The 14,579-nt window shown below is 64.1% G+C and carries 13 protein-coding genes and 2 tRNA genes; 9 read left to right on the forward strand and 6 right to left on the reverse strand.

The window, feature by feature from the left end; genetic code table 11:
* Window positions 1–3: 3 nt before the first annotated feature.
* A complete protein-coding gene (locus CK486_RS01750; RefSeq protein WP_095938558.1) occupies window positions 4–1,002 on the reverse strand; it encodes an AraC family transcriptional regulator in 999 nt (332 codons plus the stop codon).
* 187 nt (window positions 1,003–1,189) lie between these two features.
* On the opposite strand from CK486_RS01750, the gene CK486_RS01755 reads away from it, so the two are divergent.
* From CK486_RS01755 to CK486_RS01770, 4 genes are all read left to right on the forward strand, one after another.
* Window positions 1,190–2,329 (forward strand): acyl-CoA dehydrogenase family protein, encoded by a 1,140-nt coding sequence (locus CK486_RS01755; protein ID WP_095938559.1) that lies wholly within the window; start codon window positions 1,190–1,192, stop codon window positions 2,327–2,329.
* A gap of 61 nt (window positions 2,330–2,390) precedes the next feature.
* Window positions 2,391–3,212, forward strand: coding sequence for an amidohydrolase family protein (locus tag CK486_RS01760; protein WP_095938560.1), 822 nt, complete (start codon window positions 2,391–2,393; stop codon window positions 3,210–3,212).
* Between the two features lie 66 nt (window positions 3,213–3,278).
* On the forward strand, window positions 3,279–4,916 hold the full coding sequence (locus CK486_RS01765; protein ID WP_095938561.1) for an AMP-binding protein: 1,638 nt from the start codon (window positions 3,279–3,281) through the stop codon (window positions 4,914–4,916).
* A 74-nt stretch (window positions 4,917–4,990) separates the two neighbouring features.
* Window positions 4,991–6,172 carry a CaiB/BaiF CoA-transferase family protein gene (locus tag CK486_RS01770; RefSeq protein WP_095938562.1) on the forward strand — a complete coding sequence of 394 codons (1,182 nt, stop codon included), beginning with the start codon at window positions 4,991–4,993 and terminating at the stop codon, window positions 6,170–6,172.
* A 7-nt stretch (window positions 6,173–6,179) separates the two neighbouring features.
* Here CK486_RS01770 and CK486_RS01775 read toward each other — a convergent pair whose 3' ends face one another.
* From CK486_RS01775 to CK486_RS01785, 3 genes are all read right to left on the reverse strand, one after another.
* Window positions 6,180–6,677, reverse strand: coding sequence for a SprT family zinc-dependent metalloprotease (locus CK486_RS01775; protein WP_095938563.1), 498 nt, complete (start codon window positions 6,675–6,677; stop codon window positions 6,180–6,182).
* A gap of 91 nt (window positions 6,678–6,768) precedes the next feature.
* Window positions 6,769–7,368 (reverse strand): Yip1 family protein, encoded by a 600-nt coding sequence (locus CK486_RS01780; RefSeq protein ID WP_095938564.1) that lies wholly within the window; start codon window positions 7,366–7,368, stop codon window positions 6,769–6,771.
* Between the two features lie 167 nt (window positions 7,369–7,535).
* Window positions 7,536–8,132 (reverse strand): DNA-J related domain-containing protein, encoded by a 597-nt coding sequence (locus CK486_RS01785; RefSeq protein ID WP_095938565.1) that lies wholly within the window; start codon window positions 8,130–8,132, stop codon window positions 7,536–7,538.
* Between the two features lie 89 nt (window positions 8,133–8,221).
* Here CK486_RS01785 and ttcA point away from each other — a divergent pair, with 89 nt between their 5' ends.
* Complete coding sequence (gene ttcA, locus CK486_RS01790) at window positions 8,222–9,049, forward strand: tRNA 2-thiocytidine(32) synthetase TtcA (RefSeq protein WP_095938566.1); 828 nt, start codon at window positions 8,222–8,224, stop codon at window positions 9,047–9,049.
* Between the two features lie 56 nt (window positions 9,050–9,105).
* On the opposite strand, the gene CK486_RS01795 is transcribed toward ttcA, so the two are convergent.
* Window positions 9,106–10,602, reverse strand: a complete 1,497-nt coding sequence (locus CK486_RS01795) for an MDR family MFS transporter (RefSeq protein ID WP_176481637.1) — start codon at window positions 10,600–10,602, stop codon at window positions 9,106–9,108.
* A 62-nt stretch (window positions 10,603–10,664) separates the two neighbouring features.
* Window positions 10,665–11,702 carry an HlyD family secretion protein gene (locus CK486_RS01800; protein ID WP_095938568.1) on the reverse strand — a complete coding sequence of 346 codons (1,038 nt, stop codon included), beginning with the start codon at window positions 11,700–11,702 and terminating at the stop codon, window positions 10,665–10,667.
* Between the two features lie 103 nt (window positions 11,703–11,805).
* On the opposite strand from CK486_RS01800, the gene CK486_RS01805 reads away from it, so the two are divergent.
* From CK486_RS01805 to CK486_RS01820, 4 genes are all read left to right on the forward strand, one after another.
* Window positions 11,806–12,726 carry a LysR family transcriptional regulator gene (locus CK486_RS01805; protein ID WP_095938569.1) on the forward strand — a complete coding sequence of 307 codons (921 nt, stop codon included), beginning with the start codon at window positions 11,806–11,808 and terminating at the stop codon, window positions 12,724–12,726.
* Window positions 12,727–12,765: 39 nt separating this feature from the next.
* Window positions 12,766–14,247, forward strand: coding sequence for a glutamate--tRNA ligase (gene gltX, locus CK486_RS01810; RefSeq protein ID WP_095938570.1), 1,482 nt, complete (start codon window positions 12,766–12,768; stop codon window positions 14,245–14,247).
* Window positions 14,248–14,382: 135 nt separating this feature from the next.
* A tRNA-Ala gene (locus tag CK486_RS01815) sits at window positions 14,383–14,458 on the forward strand.
* Window positions 14,459–14,499: 41 nt separating this feature from the next.
* Window positions 14,500–14,575 (forward strand) — tRNA-Glu (locus CK486_RS01820).
* Window positions 14,576–14,579 lie beyond the last annotated feature (4 nt).

The following is a 14,579-nucleotide window of genomic DNA, read 5'->3' on the forward strand; positions in this document are numbered from 1 at the left end:
TACTCAGCTCTCCTGCGCGCGGTAGGCGCCGGGGGTCAGGCCGGTCCATTTCTTGAAGGCGCGGTGGAAGGCCGATGGCTCGGAGAAACCGAGCTGTTCGGCGATGCTCTGTATGGCCAGTTCGTCGCGGCCGAGGTGGTAGATGGCAAGGTCGCAGCGCAGGTGGTCCTTGAGTTCCTGAAAGCTGGAACCTTCCTCGCGTAGGTGGCGGCGCAGGGTCTGCGGGCTGATATGCAGCTGGGCGGCCACGGCGTCGAGGTCGGGCCAGTTGGCGCAGTCGCGGCCGAGCAGGCGGCGGATCTGGCTGGTCAGGCTGTCGCCGCCATCCGGGCGGGCCAGCAGGTCGGCGGGTGAGTGTTCAAGAAACTGTTTGAGGGTGCGCTCGTCCTGCAGCAGCGGCATGCTCAGGTAGCGGGCGTGGAACAGCAGGCTGGTCCGCCCGGCGTTGAAGCGCCGCGCACAGGGGAAGATCAGGTCGTACTCGGCGATGTGCGCCGGTTCCCCGTAGGTGAAGGTGGCTTCCTCCAGCCTGATGCGCTGGCCGATCAGCCAGCTGCCGAGGCGGTGCCAGATGACCAGCAGGCATTCGACCAGGAAGTGGTCCGGGTCCCACAAGCTGGAGTCGTCCACCGACAGACGGGCCCAGTCGCCTTCGCGCTCCAGGCGGATGGTCGGCGCATCGGGGAACAGGCCGTAAAACAGCGCGCCCCGGCTCAGGGCTTTTTCCAGTGTGCGGCAGTGAATGATGGCGTGCCCCATCATGGCGAAGGTGCCGCGTTTGCTCTTGAGGCGGCCGAAGCCGAGGTATTCGTCGTCCAGCGCTTCCCACAGCAGCTGCACCAGCCGGGCGAACTGCTGTGGATCGATGCGCGCACGCGGCTCTTCCAGCACGGCGGGCTGCACGCCGGCCTGACGCAGCAGCGGCAGGCAGTCCAGCCCCTGATGCTGGGCACCGCGCAGGGCGGCACGGACGAAGTGGCTGGCAATGGTGCGTTCGCGCATGGGGCTACCGGCTCGGACGGGGAGGTGGGCGATGGTAGTCAGCCCGCAAGGCTGCCGACAAGCGCCGAGCGATTGCGTCAATCGCCCTGAGCGCATGGGTCATTGAGGGGCGGGGAGGGCGGCGCCTACTCTGCGGCACGACCTCAGGGCCTTGGCCCTGACCACCTCACCTGCACGGAGATGCAGCATGCAGCGCAATCATTTCGAAACCGAACACAACATGTTCCGCGAGTCCTTCCGCGCCTTCCTGCACAAGGAAGTGGTGCCGCATCAGGAAGCCTGGGAAGAGGCCGGCATGGTCAGCCGCGAGGTCTGGCTCAAGGCCGGCGAGCAGGGCTTCCTGCTGCCCTGGGCCGAGGAGGAGTACGGCGGTCTGGGCCTGAAGGATTTCCGCTACGAGCAGATCATGTGCGAGGAACTGGCGCGCATCAACGAAGCCGGTTTCATGATTCCGCTCCACTCGGCCCTGTGCGGGCCCTACATTGCCGAGTACGGCAATGCCGAGCAGAAGGCGCGGCTGATGCCGGGCATCATTCGTGGCGAGATCATCCTCGCGGTGGCCATGACCGAGCCGGGCGCGGGTTCCGATCTGGCCGGCATGCGCACTACCGCGGTGGACAAGGGTGACCACTGGGAGCTGAACGGCTCCAAGGTGTTCATTTCCAACGGCTACCTGGCCGATGTGGTGATCGTCGCGGCCAAGACCGATCCGACCAACAAGCATGCCATGGGCCTGTTCCTGGTCGAGCGCGGCATGGAAGGGTTTGAGCGCGGCAAGAAGCTGAAGAAGCTGGGCATGCACAGCCAGGACACCGCCGAGCTGTTCTTCAACAACGTGAAGGTGCCCAAGGCCAACCTGCTGGGTGACGCCAAGGGCGGCTTCTTCTACCTGATGAACATGCTCGCCCAGGAACGCCTGACCAATGCCTGCGGCGCGGTCGCCGGAGCCGAGGCGGCCCTGCAGACCACCATCGACTACGTGAAGGAGCGCGAGGCCTTCGGGCGTCCGGTGTCGCACTTCCAGAACACCCGCTTCAAGCTGGCCGAAATGCGCACCCAGGTGGACGTGGCTCAGGTGTTCACCGACCGCTGCGTGATGGATCACAACCAGAAGAAGCTCACCCCCGAGGTGGCCGCCGAGGCCAAGCTGTTCACCACCGAGCTGCTGTGCAAGGTGGTCGACGAAGGCGTGCAGCTGCACGGCGGCTGGGGCTACATGTGGGAATACCCGATCTGCAAGATGTACGCGAACGCGCGCATCCAGCGCATCTTCGCCGGCACCTCGGAGATCATGAAGGAGATCATCAGTCGCGGGATGAAGCTCTGAATCTCTCACGTCTTGGCGCGTCGTTGGGCGCGCCTTGCCCTGTAAACAAAGGAGCCGAGTGATGAACCGAGCCATCGATGTCTGGGCTCAGCCCGCCAATGGCCTGTTGCGTGAGCGCGTGCCGGAAGTGGCTCGTCTGTTTGAAAAATCCGGCAGCGGGCACTTGCTCGACCAGCGTCTGAGCCCGGAGCAGACCGTCGCGCTGATGGATGAAGCGGGCGTGGAAAAACTTATGCTGGCTGCCTGGTGCCGGCCCGAGGGTTGGGCCATCAGCAATGAAGAAGTGGCCGTCTATACCCGGGCCTTTCCGGACCGTTTTGTCGGCGTGGCCACGGTCGATCTGAGCAAGCCGGTTGTCGCCGTGCGCGAGCTGGAGCGGGCCGTGCAGGAACTGGGCTGCAAGGCCCTGCGCATTGTGCCCTGGTTGTGGAAACTGCCGCCCAATCACCGCCTGTATTACCCGCTGTACGTCAAATGCATCGAACTGGATATCCCGTTCTGTACTCAGGTCGGCCACACCGGCCCGCTGATGCCGTCCGAGACGGGGCGCCCGGTGCCGTATCTGGATGAAGTGGCGCTGGACTTCCCCGAGCTGCGCATCGTCGCCGGGCATATCGGCCATCCCTGGACGGACGAAATGATCGGCGTGGCCTGGAAGCACGACAACGTCTACATCGACACCTCAGCCTACCTGCCGCGCTATTACCCGCAGCCACTGCTGCAGTTCATGCAGAGCTACGGGGCGGACAAGGTCATGTTCGGCAGCAACTTCCCGCAGCTGTCGCACAGTCGCTGCATGACGCAGGTGCAGGAACTCGGGCTGAAGCCTGAGGTGCTGGACAAGTTTCTGAGTGGCAATGCCCGGAGGGTCTTCAAGCTGTAAGCTCAGGTTCCAACGATTTCTGCCAGTTGCCCCACAACAGTCGCCCATAACAACAAGAGTGCCGCGATGACCGATCAACTGCCTTTGCAACGTTTCAACCACTGGCTTGAACAGCAGCCCGATACCGTCTGGCTGCGTCAGCCGGTGGCAGGTGTGTGGCACGACTTCACCTGGCGCCAGGTCGACGACCAGGCCCGCCGCCTGGCCAGCGCGCTGCTGGCTCTGGGCTGCGTGCCGGGTGACCGGGTGGCGCTGCTGGCGAAGAACTGCGCCGAGTGGTTCATCAGCGATCTGGCCATCCAGCTCGCCGGTCTGATCAGCGTGCCGCTCTACCCGCTGCAGGCGCCGGAGCAGATCGCCTATGTGCTGGAGCATGCCGACTGCAAGGTGATTCTGGTCGGCAAGCTGGACGAGCCGGACAAGCTGGCGACCGGGATCGCGCCGCACATCACGCGCATCGCCATGCCTTATCCGACCATGCCCACGGCGCATGACTGGCACAGCCTGTTGGCCCGTCACGCGCCGCTGGCCGGCACCCGCGAGCAGCAGGCCGATGAGCTGCTGTCGATTCTCTATACCTCCGGCACCACCGGCGCGCCCAAGGGCGTGATGCTCTCTGCCGGCGCCATGGCACGTTCGGCGGCCTGGGCCACCGGCGAGCTGGGCATCGGACCGGGCGACCAGTTCTTCTCCTACCTGCCGCTGTCGCATGCTGCCGAGCGTTTTCTGGTGCAGTTCAACAGCCTCTACAGCGGTGCGCCGGTGGCCTTCGTCGAGTCGCTGGAAACCTTCGCCAGCGACCTGCGGCATGTCCGCCCGACCGTGTTCTTCTCGGTACCGCGTCTGTGGACGCGCTTCCAGCAGGGCGTGCTGGAGAAGCTGCCGCAGAGCAGGCTGGACCGCCTGCTGGGCATCCCGCTGCTGGGCTGGCTGGTGGCGCGCAAGATTCGTCAGGGTCTTGGGCTGAACCGCGCGCGTATTCTGGTGTCCGGCGCGGCGGCTATCTCCACCGGGCTGCTTGAGTGGTACCGGCGCATCGGCCTGACCATCTGCGAGGGTTACGGCATGACCGAGCACTTCGCCTATGGCTGCTTCAACCGGCCGGGGCAGGTGCGCCTGGGCAGCGTGGGTCGGCCGATGCCGAACCTTGAGGTACGCATTGCCGAGGACGGCGAAATTCTGCTGCGCAGCCAGACCCTGATGCAGGGCTATTACCGCGACCCGGAGAAGACCGCCGAGACGCTGCGCGATGGCTGGCTGCACACCGGCGACAAGGGCGCGGTAGATGGCGACGGCTACCTGCGCATCACCGGGCGGGTCAAGGACATCTTCAAGACCAGCAAGGGCAAGTACGTGGCGCCGGCGCCCATAGAGGGTGAAATCGCCAAGTGTCAGTGGGTCGAGCAGGTCTGCCTGATGGGCAGCAACCTCGACCAGCCGCTGGCGCTGATCGAACTGTCGCCGGCGGCACGTCAGCAGCCCCGGGAACAGGTGGCGGCCGATCTGCAGTCGCATCTGGCCGTGCTCAACAGTCATCTGGAGCCCCACGAGCGGGTCAGCCACTTCGTGCTGGTGCGCGAGCCCTGGACGGTAGACAACGGCTGCATGACGCCGACCATGAAGATTCGCCGCAATGTGCTGGAGGCGCGCCACGCCGATCTCATTGAACGGCTGCCGGCGCACCAGCCGCTGTTGTGGGAATGATGCTTGTGGGAATGAGAAGGGTGCCAGCGCGGGCCTGCTCCGCGCCGCACGTTGAACTGTATTGAGGAGCTGTTATGTCCGGTCCGTTGTCTTCGCTGAAAGTGCTGGATTTCTCCACCCTGCTGCCGGGGCCATTCGCCTCGCTGCTCCTGGCCGACATGGGTGCCGAGGTGCTGCGCGTCGAGTCGCCTTCGCGCATGGACCTGGTACGGGTGTTGCCGCCCCACGATCAGGGCGTGGCGGCCAGCCATGCCTACCTCAACCGCAACAAGCGCGGCATTGCTCTGGACCTGAAGAAGCCCGAAGCGGTAGAGCTGGTCAAGCAACTGGTGCAGGACTACGACATCGTGCTGGAACAGTTCCGCCCCGGCGTGATGGACAAGCTCGGCGTCGGTTACGAGGCGCTGCGGGCGGTCAACCCGAAACTGATCTACGTGTCGATCACCGGCTACGGTCAGACCGGCCCCTACAAGGACCGCGCCGGGCACGATATCAACTACCTGGCCCTGGCGGGGCTGGCCAGCTACACCGGCCGGCGCGATACCGGGCCGCTGCCGCTGGGCATGCAGGCCGCCGATATCGCCGGCGGATCGCTGCACGGGGTGATCGGTTTGCTGGCGGCCGTGGTGCAGCGTCAGGTGACAGGGCAGGGGCAGCAGGTGGATATCAGCATGACCGACTGCGCGTTCAGCCTGAACGCCATGTCCGGCGCCGGTTATCTCGCCTGCGGCGTGGAGCCGGACATGGAGAATCAGGCGCTCAATGGCGGCAGCTTCTACGACTACTACCGCACCCGCGACGGTCGCTGGTTCTCGGTGGGCAGCCTGGAGCCGCAGTTCATGCAGCAGTTCTGCGCTGCCATCGGTCGTCCGGAACTGGCCGCCCGCGGGCTGTCGATGAAGCCCGAGGACCAGCAGGCGCTCAAGCGTGAGATTCAGATGGAGTTCGAGCGGCGCGATTTTGCCGAGTGGCGTGAGGTCTTCGCCGCGCTGGATGCCTGTGTCGAGCCGATGCTGAGTCTGGCCGAAGCGGTGGAGCATCCACAGCTCAGGGCCCGCGAGCTGGTCGCCGAAGTGCCGCGCGAAGGCGCTGCGCCGCAGCGGCAGATCGCCTGCCCGATCAAGTTCTCCGGCGGTCTCGATGCGCCCCGGCATATCGGCGAGAAGGTGGGCGCGCACACCGATCAGGTACTGGCCGAGCTGGGCTGTTCGGCCGAGCGTATTGCCGAACTGCGTGCCGCCAAGGTTGTGGCCTGAGGCCGGATTATTCCTTGCGCTGCTCGCCGGTGAAGCTCAGGGTGACCTTGCAGCGCCGGCAGAAGTAGCGCCTGCCTTGTGCCACCAGCCGGTGACGCTGGCTGGAGAAGGGAAACTCGCCGCCTTCGCTGCACGCGCAGCGGTAGATGTAGCGGGTTTGCGCGCGGCGCTGCACCTCGTAGTTGTGGCAGCGATTCGGCGGCAGTTCGTAGACGCCGCGCATGATCAGCTGCCACTCCTCACCGTGAGGCGCGATGCGCGGGCCGAACATCTGGTGGGCAATCAGGTGGGCCACTTCATGAGCGACGGTCTGGCGCAGGAAGTCTTCCCGGTTGGCCTGGTACAGCTGCGGGTTGAAGCGCAGTTTGTTTTCTGTCAGGTGCGCCACGCCGGCCTTCTGCCCGCGCAGCCGGAAGCTGATTTCCGGGCGCGGGAAACGGCGCTGGAAGAAGGCTTCGGCCTGCTGGTAGCAGGTTTCCACCCGTTGTCTGAGGTGATCTGGCATGCGGGCATTATGCCCAAGGCCCCGGGCACCCGTCCTGCTGAAACGACGAAACCGCCCTCAGGCGGTTTCGTTGGCGTAACAGCTGACGCGGTCAGCTGGTGTAGACGGGGCCTACGCCAAAGCCCCAGAGGATTACCGACGTGGCAATCATCGCCACCAGCACCACCAGACCAACGGCCAGCACCGAGCTGGAGAACATGAACCCTTCATCGCTGGGTATGTTCATGAAGGTGGGGATGCCGATGTAAAGCAGGTACACCGTGTAACAGATGGCGGCGGTACCGACGATCATCGCCAGCCACAGGCTCGGATACAGGGCGGAGATCCCGGCGATGAACAGCGGGGTGGCGCAGTAGGCAGCGAACACCACGCTTTGCGTCATGCTCGGGTTGGCGTCGTAGGTGCGTGCCATCCAGTGCACGAAGGCGCCCATCACGGCTACTCCGCCCAGCATGGCGATGTAGGTAAGGATGGTCATCTGTAGCGCACTGGCTTCGGTGAGCATCACGGGCGCTCCGTCGCCAATGGTCCAGCCCACTCTGGTGGTGCCGAAATAGGCGCAGATCACAGGTATGGCAGCGAGAATCAGGACGTGGGTGAGATACATGTGGCTGATGCTTTCTTCCTCGCCACGGATCTCCTGCCACTCTTCATCGGGATGGGTGAAAAGCCCCCAGACATGGTGGATCATGCTGTACACCTCCTCATTATTTTATCGGTCGCTTGACCTAAGCGCCGGGGGCGCGTGGACCAGCGCCGCCCGGTGCTCAGTCGCTAAGGCGCGACCTTATGTCGCAGTATAGGAAAGCCCTGCAGACCGCGTGAGGTGTGGCTTTAGAGTAATTTCGCCTCTGCACGTCAGCTGTAATAGCGTTGCAGTATTTCCATGGCCAGGTTGATCGACTGCAGGCGCTGGGTGCTGCCGCCGCGATCCGGGTGGTGCTGGCTGACCAGCTGGCGGTAGCGCTGCTTGATCAGCGCCAGGGTCAGGCGCTGCTGGCTCTGGTCCAGCTCGAACAGCTCCAGCGCGGCCTGTTTCTCCTCGCCGCCGTGCATGCGTGTCCAGAAGCTGGCGAGCAGTTTCTCCACGTCGCGCTCGCTGGTGTCGCGCAGGTGGTTCATGTCCAGGTAATAGCTGCGCAGCGGATCGTGTTCGGTCAGTGCCTCCGTGCCGGCCTGGTAGGGCAGCAGGCGGATGCACAGCGGAGCGATTTCCAGATGAGCGCTGCGCGCTGCCCAGAGCTGATCGCGCAACTGGTACAGCGCGTTGAACAGCAGGAAATGGGTGCGGAACAGCACCAGCGGCTCATGCAGCTGCAGGTGCGGGATATGGGTGCTGTGCCGGGCCTTGAGGGTCTGGATCAGCTGGTATTCGCTGATGCCGTCGGCATGCTCGTCGAGTAGCTGCCGGACCTGTTCGATCAGGCTCAGATCGCCGGTAAATTCAGTAGACATGCACGCAGCCTAGCGGGAAGGGCTGGGGCGCGTCGCGCTTTATGCGTAAAATACGCGCCTTTTCGCATTCCCCCAGGTTTTCACGCGCCATGCCCAGCACCCTTTCGGTCAACCAGAACAAGCTGCAGAAACGCCTGCGTCGTCTCGTCGGCGAAGCCGTTACCGACTTCAACATGATCGAGGATGGCGACAAGGTCATGGTCTGCCTGTCCGGCGGCAAGGACAGTTACACCCTGCTGGATATCCTGCTGTACCTGCAGAAGGTGGCGCCGATCAAGTTCGAGATCGTGGCGGTGAACATGGACCAGAAGCAGCCGGGCTTCCCCGAGCATGTGCTGCCGGCTTATCTGGAGTCCATCGGTGTGCAGTACCACATCATCGAGAAGGACACCTACTCGGTGGTCAAGGAGAAGATCCCCGAGGGCAAGACCACCTGCTCGCTGTGCTCGCGCCTGCGCCGCGGCACCCTGTACACCTACGCCGACGAGATCGGCGCGACCAAGATGGCGCTGGGGCATCACCGCGACGACATCCTGGAAACCTTCTTCCTCAACATGTTCTACGGCGGCACGCTGAAGGCCATGCCGCCCAAGCTGTTGTCCGACGACGGGCGCAACGTGGTGATCCGTCCGCTGGCCTACTGCAACGAGGCGGATATCGAGGCCTACAGCAAGCTCAAGGAATTCCCGATCATCCCGTGCAACCTGTGCGGCTCGCAGGAAAACCTGCAGCGTCAGGTGGTCAAGGAAATGCTCAACGAGTGGGAGCGCAAGTCGCCCGGTCGTACCGAGATCATGTTCCGCGCCCTGCAGAACGTGGTGCCGTCGCAGCTTGCCGACCGCAACCTGTTCGATTTCCAGAGCCTGAAAATCGACGACAGCGCCACGCCGCGTTTCGTCGATGTGATGAATCTGTAAACGCTACAGAATCATGAAGAAGGGCTGCTGCGGCAGCCCTTTTTTGTGGCTGGCATTCAGTGCGCGCCGCCACCGGTGCCGGCCATGCCGGCGGGCAGTGGTTTGGTCAGCAGCACGGCGAGCATGCTGATGCCGAGGACGATACCGATGGCATGGAAGGCGTCGTTGTAGGCCATGATGGCGGCCTGCTGGTGCACCTGCTCGCTGAGTTTGCCCAGCGCCGCGCCCTCACTGCCCAGACGTGCGCCCAGTTCGGCCAGACGCTCGGCCACCTGCGGGTTGGCCGGGGTCACAGCTTCGCGCAGGTAGTCGTAATAGACCTTGGCCCGTTCATCCAGCAGGGTGGCGAGCAGGGCAATACCGATGGCACCGCCCAGATTGCGCAGGATGTTGAACAGGCTGGAGGCCGAGCCGGCGTCCTGCGGCAGGATGTAGGCGGTGGCGATCAGTGAGATGGTCACCATCACCAGCGGCTGGCCCATGGCGCGCAGCAGCTGGATCTGGTTGAACTGCGGGCCGGCGAAATCCAGATTGAGTGCGCCGGAGAGAAAGCTGGCAGCGCCGAACAGGCCGAAGCCCAGGGCGCACAGGCGCTTGGGCGTGATGAACTGCATCAGCTTGGGCACCAGCGGAATCAGGAACAGCTGCGGCACGCCCATCCACATGATCACCTCGCCGATCTGCAGGGCGTTGTAGCCCTGGATCTGCGCCAGGTACAGCGGCAGCACATAGATCGAGCCGTACAGGCCCATGCCCAGGCCGATGCTGCCGATGCTGGCAAAGCCGAAGTTGCGGTTGCGCAGGATGTGCAGGTTGATCAGCGGGTTGGGTTTGGACAGCTGAATGATCACGAAGCTGATCAGGCTGACCAGCGCGATCGAGCCGAGGGCGACGATCAGTGGCGATTCCAGCCAGTCCTTGCGGTGGCCTTCCTCGAGAAACACCTGCAGGCAGCCCAGACCCAGACCGAGGGTGACGATGCCGGCGTAATCGGTACTTTTCAGCAGTTCCCAGTGCGGCGCCTTCTTCTCCAGTCCGTACATCAGCCCGGCGATCATCAGAAGGCCCGGCGGCACGTTGATGTAGAAGATGTATTCCCAGCCAAAGTTTTCCGTCAGCCAGCCGCCCAGTGTCGGACCGATGGAGGGGGCGAAGGTGGCGGTGATGGCGAACAGCGCCATGCCCTTGGCGCGGTGGTGTTCCGGCAGCTTGATCAGGGTCATGGTGAAGGCCAGCGGGATCAGCGCGCCCCCGGTAAAGCCCTGCATCGCGCGGAACACGATCATGCTCTCCAGGCTCCAGGCCAGCGAGCAGAGCAGGGAAGAGGCGAGAAACCCCAGCGATACCCACAGCGCCAGGCGGCGGGCCGAGAGCACCTGCACCAGCCAGGCGGTCAGCGGAATCATGATGATCTCGGCGACTAGGTAGGACGTGGAAATCCACGAGCCTTCCTCCAGTGTGGCCGACAGCGCGCCCTGGATGTCCTTCAGCGACGAGTTGGTGATCTGGATGTCCAGCACGGCCATGAACGCGCCGAGCATGGCCGAAAGCACGGCGATCCAGTCGCGCCGGCTTGGCTCGCCCGTGGCGCGGATCAGCTGGTCACCGGCCATGCTTATTCAGCCGAGTCGAGGTCGACGTCGACTTCCACCGACATGCCTGGGCGGATCTTGCCGGCCAGCGGGTTGTCCGCGGCAAAGGTCAGCTTGACCGGGATGCGCTGGACCACCTTGGTGAAGTTGCCGGTGGCGTTGTCCGGCGGCAGCAGGCTGAACTGCGCGCCGGAGGCGGCGAACAGACTGTCGACGCGGCCTTCGATCGGCTGGTCGGGGAAACTGTCGAAGACCAGTTCGGCCTTCTGTCCCGGCTGCATGCGGCCGATCTGTGTTTCCTTGAAGTTGGCCTGAACCCAGATGGCATTGTCAGGCACGAGGGCCAGCAGGTGAGAGCCTACCTGCACATACTGGCCGCTGCGGGCGGCGCGGTTGCCGACCAGGCCGGCGACCGGGGCATGGATGTCGGTGCGCGACAGGTTGACCTCGGCCTGCTGCAGGTCGGTGCGGGCACTGGCGAGCATGGCTTCCAGACGCTGGATGTCGGTGGTCAGGCTGTCGATCTGGATGCGCTGGGCCTGCAGGTCGGCCTGGGCCTTGCTCATCTGCGAGCGGGCGACGTTGGCATCGGCGGAAAGGGTGGTGACGCGTTCTTCGGAGATGAAGCCGGGCTTGCGCAGGGCCTGGGCGCGGGACAGGTCGATCTGGGTGCGCCCCAGGGTGGCCTGGCTGGCTGCTACGTCGGCCTGCTTGGCGGCAATCAGACTGGCCTGCTGCTCCAGACGGGTCCTGGCCTGGGCCAGTTCGGCTTCACGGGTGGCCACGGCCGCCCGGGCCCGCTCCACGGCCAGGGTGAAGTCGCGCTTGTCCAGACGCACCAGCAACTGGCCTTTTTCCACATGCTGGTTGTCCTGCACCAGCACCTCGTCGATGCGTGCCGACAGCTGGCTGGAGAGGCGGGTGATCTCGCCCTGCACGTAGGCGTTGTCGGTTTCCACATGGTGACGGCCGACCAGCAGCCAGTGACCGAACAGGGCGGCGCCGATCAGCGCGACGACGATCAGGAACAGGGACAGACGACGTTGCAATTGCGCGGGCATGGGGAAATCCGGACAGCATGGACAGGTTCGGCAATCTAGCAGTGTTCGATCAGACTCAACAGCTAGTATGCTTCGGACACTTTGTTGCGATTAAGGAACAGTCATGGGGCTGGATGATGCCTTGATCTTCACGCGCGTCGTGGAGTGCCACAGCTTTACCCTGGCGGCGGCCGGTCTGGGCATGCAGAAGTCCACGGTCAGCCGGCGCATTGCCCAGCTGGAGGAGCGCCTCGGCGTGCGGCTGCTCAACCGCACCACGCGCAAGCTGCGCCTGACCGAGGTGGGGCAGGCCTACTACGAGCGCTGCCGGCAGATCATGCTCGACTTTGCCGAGGCCGAGCAGGCGGTGATGCAGTTGCAGCAGGCGCCGGCCGGGCTGTTGCGGATTACCGCGCCGATCGAGTTCGGCCAGCTGTTTCTGGGTGGCCTGCTGGGCGCTTTTATGCGCGATTATCCGCAGATCACCGCCGAGGTGGAGCTGACCTCGCGCCTGGTCGATCCGCTGGAGGAGGGGGTCGATATCGCCATTCGCGTGGGCGTGCCACAGGACTCCACGCTGATTGCCCGTAAATTGTTCGAGAGCCGGCGCGGCCTCTTTGCCAGCCCGGACTACCTGGCGCGGCAGGGCATGCCGCTGGTAATCAGTGATCTGGCCAGCCACCGCGCCGTGGTGCAGAGCCACGACACCGGCCGCTACTGGCCGCTTCTGGAGGCGCAGGTCAGCTGCCAGCAAGCCCTGGTGTGCAACAACATCACCTTCCTGCGCGAGGCTTTGCTGGCCGGGGCGGGCATCGGCTGCCTGCCGGTGATGATCTGCGGCGAGGCACTGGCCAGTGGGCGTCTGGTCGAGGTGCTGGAGCAGGCCCGTTTGCCGGTGGGAGAGATCTATGCGGTGTACCCCTCGCGGCGTTTTCAGGCGACCAAGGTCAAGACCTTTCTCGACTTCCTCATGGCCAGCCTGCCGTCATACGGCGGGCGGTTGCTGGAGCCGGCAGGGCCCGGCCTGTTAACATCGCACCTTTGATTCCTGCTGCGGCTCGCAGCCCGTCATTAGAGAGCCTCCATGACCACCGTCCGTACCCGCATTGCGCCGTCGCCTACCGGTGACCCGCACGTAGGCACTGCCTATATCGCCCTGTTCAACCTGTGCTTCGCCCGTCAGCATGGCGGCCAGTTCATCCTGCGTATCGAAGATACCGATCAGGTGCGTTCCACCCGCGAGTCCGAACAGCAGATCTTCGATGCCCTGCGCTGGCTGGGTATCGAGTGGGACGAGGGTCCGGATGTCGGTGGCCCGCACGGCCCTTACCGGCAGAGCGAGCGCGGCGCTATCTACAAGAAATACTCGGATGAGCTGGTCAGCAAGGGCCATGCCTTCCCGTGCTTCTGCAGCGCCGAGCGTCTGGACGAGGTGCGCGCCCAGCAGATGGCCAACAAGGAAACGCCGCGTTACGACGGCCATTGCATGCACCTGGATCCGGCCGAAGCGCAGCGCCGCATTGCGGCCGGCGAGTCCCATGTGGTGCGCATGAAGGTGCCGAGCGAAGGCATCTGCAGCGTGCCGGACATGCTGCGCGGCAACGTGGAGATTCCGTGGGACCGCATGGACATGCAGGTGCTGATGAAGGCCGACGGTCTGCCCACCTACTTCCTGGCCAATGTGGTCGACGATCACCTGATGGGCATCACCCACGTGCTGCGCGGCGAGGAGTGGCTGCCGTCGGCGCCCAAGCTGATCAAGCTGTACGAATACTTCGGCTGGGAGCAGCCGGCACTGTGCTACATGCCGCTGCTGCGCAACCCGGACAAGAGCAAACTGTCCAAGCGCAAGAACCCGACCAGCATCACCTTCTACGAGCGCATGGGCTACCTGCCGGAGGCCATGCTCAACTACCTGGGGCGCATGGGCTGGTCGATGCCGGACGAGCGCGAGAAGTTCTCGCTGGCCGAGATGATCGAGCACTTCGACCTCAACCGCATTTCCCTCGGCGGGCCGATCTTCGATCTGGAGAAGCTCTCCTGGCTCAATGGCCAGTGGCTGCGCGAACTGCCGGTCGAGCGCTTTGCCGCCGAGGTACAGAAGTGGGCGTTCAACCCGCAGTACCTGATGCAGATTGCCCCGCATGTGCAGGGCCGCGTGGAAACCTTCAGCCAGATCGCTCCGCTGGCCGGGTTCTTCTTCAGTGGCGGCGTGGCCCCGGATGCCAAGCTGTTCGAGCACAAGAAGCTGTCGCCCGATCAGGTGCGTCTGGTTCTGCAACTGATCCTGTGGAAGCTCGAAGCCCTGCGTCAGTGGAACAAGGACAACATCACCGCGATCATCCAGAAGGTGGCCGAGCATCAGCAGCTCAAGCTGCGTGACTTGATGCCACTGATCTTCCCGGCCATCAGTGGTCAGGCTAGCTCCGTCTCGGTACTCGACGCCATGGAAATCCTCGGTCCGGATCTGTCGCGTTTCCGTCTGCGTCAGGCCGTCGAGCTGCTCGGTGGTGTGTCGAAGAAGGAAACCAAGGAGTGGGAGAAACTCCTGGGCGAGATCGCCTGATCGCGCAAGGGGCGCCGGCTTGCCCGGCGCCCGCCGATAAGTGGTTGTTCTGTTTGAAGAAAAAATCAGCCTATCGGCGAAAATAGTGTTGACAGCCTGGCGGGTCGCCCCTAATATGCGCCCCGTCCAAGCGACGGGGCTATAGCTCAGCTGGGAGAGCGCTTGCATGGCATGCAAGAGGTCGACGGTTCGATCCCGTCTAGCTCCACCAAATTTCCAGCAAGCTGCGTAAGCGGTTTGCACGAAGGTTTCGTCCCCTTCGTCTAGTGGCCTAGGACACCGCCCTTTCACGGCGGTAACAGGGGTTCGAGTCCCCTAGGGGACGCCACTTT

It is taken from the genome of Pseudomonas sp. HAR-UPW-AIA-41 (assembly GCF_002304225.1).
In the GTDB taxonomy this organism is placed as follows: Bacteria; Pseudomonadota; Gammaproteobacteria; order Pseudomonadales; family Pseudomonadaceae; genus Aquipseudomonas.

Coding starts and splice junctions, on each gene's coding strand:
- CK486_RS01770 (WP_095938562.1), top strand. CDS start 4,991: ATGTCCGGTCCGTTGTCTTCGCTGAAAGTGCTGGATTTCTCCACCCTG.
- CK486_RS01785 (WP_095938565.1), bottom strand. CDS start 8,132: ATGTCTACTGAATTTACCGGCGATCTGAGCCTGATCGAACAGGTCCGG.
- ttcA (WP_095938566.1), top strand. CDS start 8,222: ATGCCCAGCACCCTTTCGGTCAACCAGAACAAGCTGCAGAAACGCCTG.
- CK486_RS01760 (WP_095938560.1), top strand. CDS start 2,391: ATGAACCGAGCCATCGATGTCTGGGCTCAGCCCGCCAATGGCCTGTTG.
- CK486_RS01765 (WP_095938561.1), top strand. CDS start 3,279: ATGACCGATCAACTGCCTTTGCAACGTTTCAACCACTGGCTTGAACAG.
- CK486_RS01750 (WP_095938558.1), bottom strand. CDS start 1,002: ATGCGCGAACGCACCATTGCCAGCCACTTCGTCCGTGCCGCCCTGCGC.
- CK486_RS01755 (WP_095938559.1), top strand. CDS start 1,190: ATGCAGCGCAATCATTTCGAAACCGAACACAACATGTTCCGCGAGTCC.
- CK486_RS01780 (WP_095938564.1), bottom strand. CDS start 7,368: ATGATCCACCATGTCTGGGGGCTTTTCACCCATCCCGATGAAGAGTGG.
- CK486_RS01775 (WP_095938563.1), bottom strand. CDS start 6,677: ATGCCAGATCACCTCAGACAACGGGTGGAAACCTGCTACCAGCAGGCC.
- CK486_RS01805 (WP_095938569.1), top strand. CDS start 11,806: ATGGGGCTGGATGATGCCTTGATCTTCACGCGCGTCGTGGAGTGCCAC.
- CK486_RS01800 (WP_095938568.1), bottom strand. CDS start 11,702: ATGCCCGCGCAATTGCAACGTCGTCTGTCCCTGTTCCTGATCGTCGTC.
- gltX (WP_095938570.1), top strand. CDS start 12,766: ATGACCACCGTCCGTACCCGCATTGCGCCGTCGCCTACCGGTGACCCG.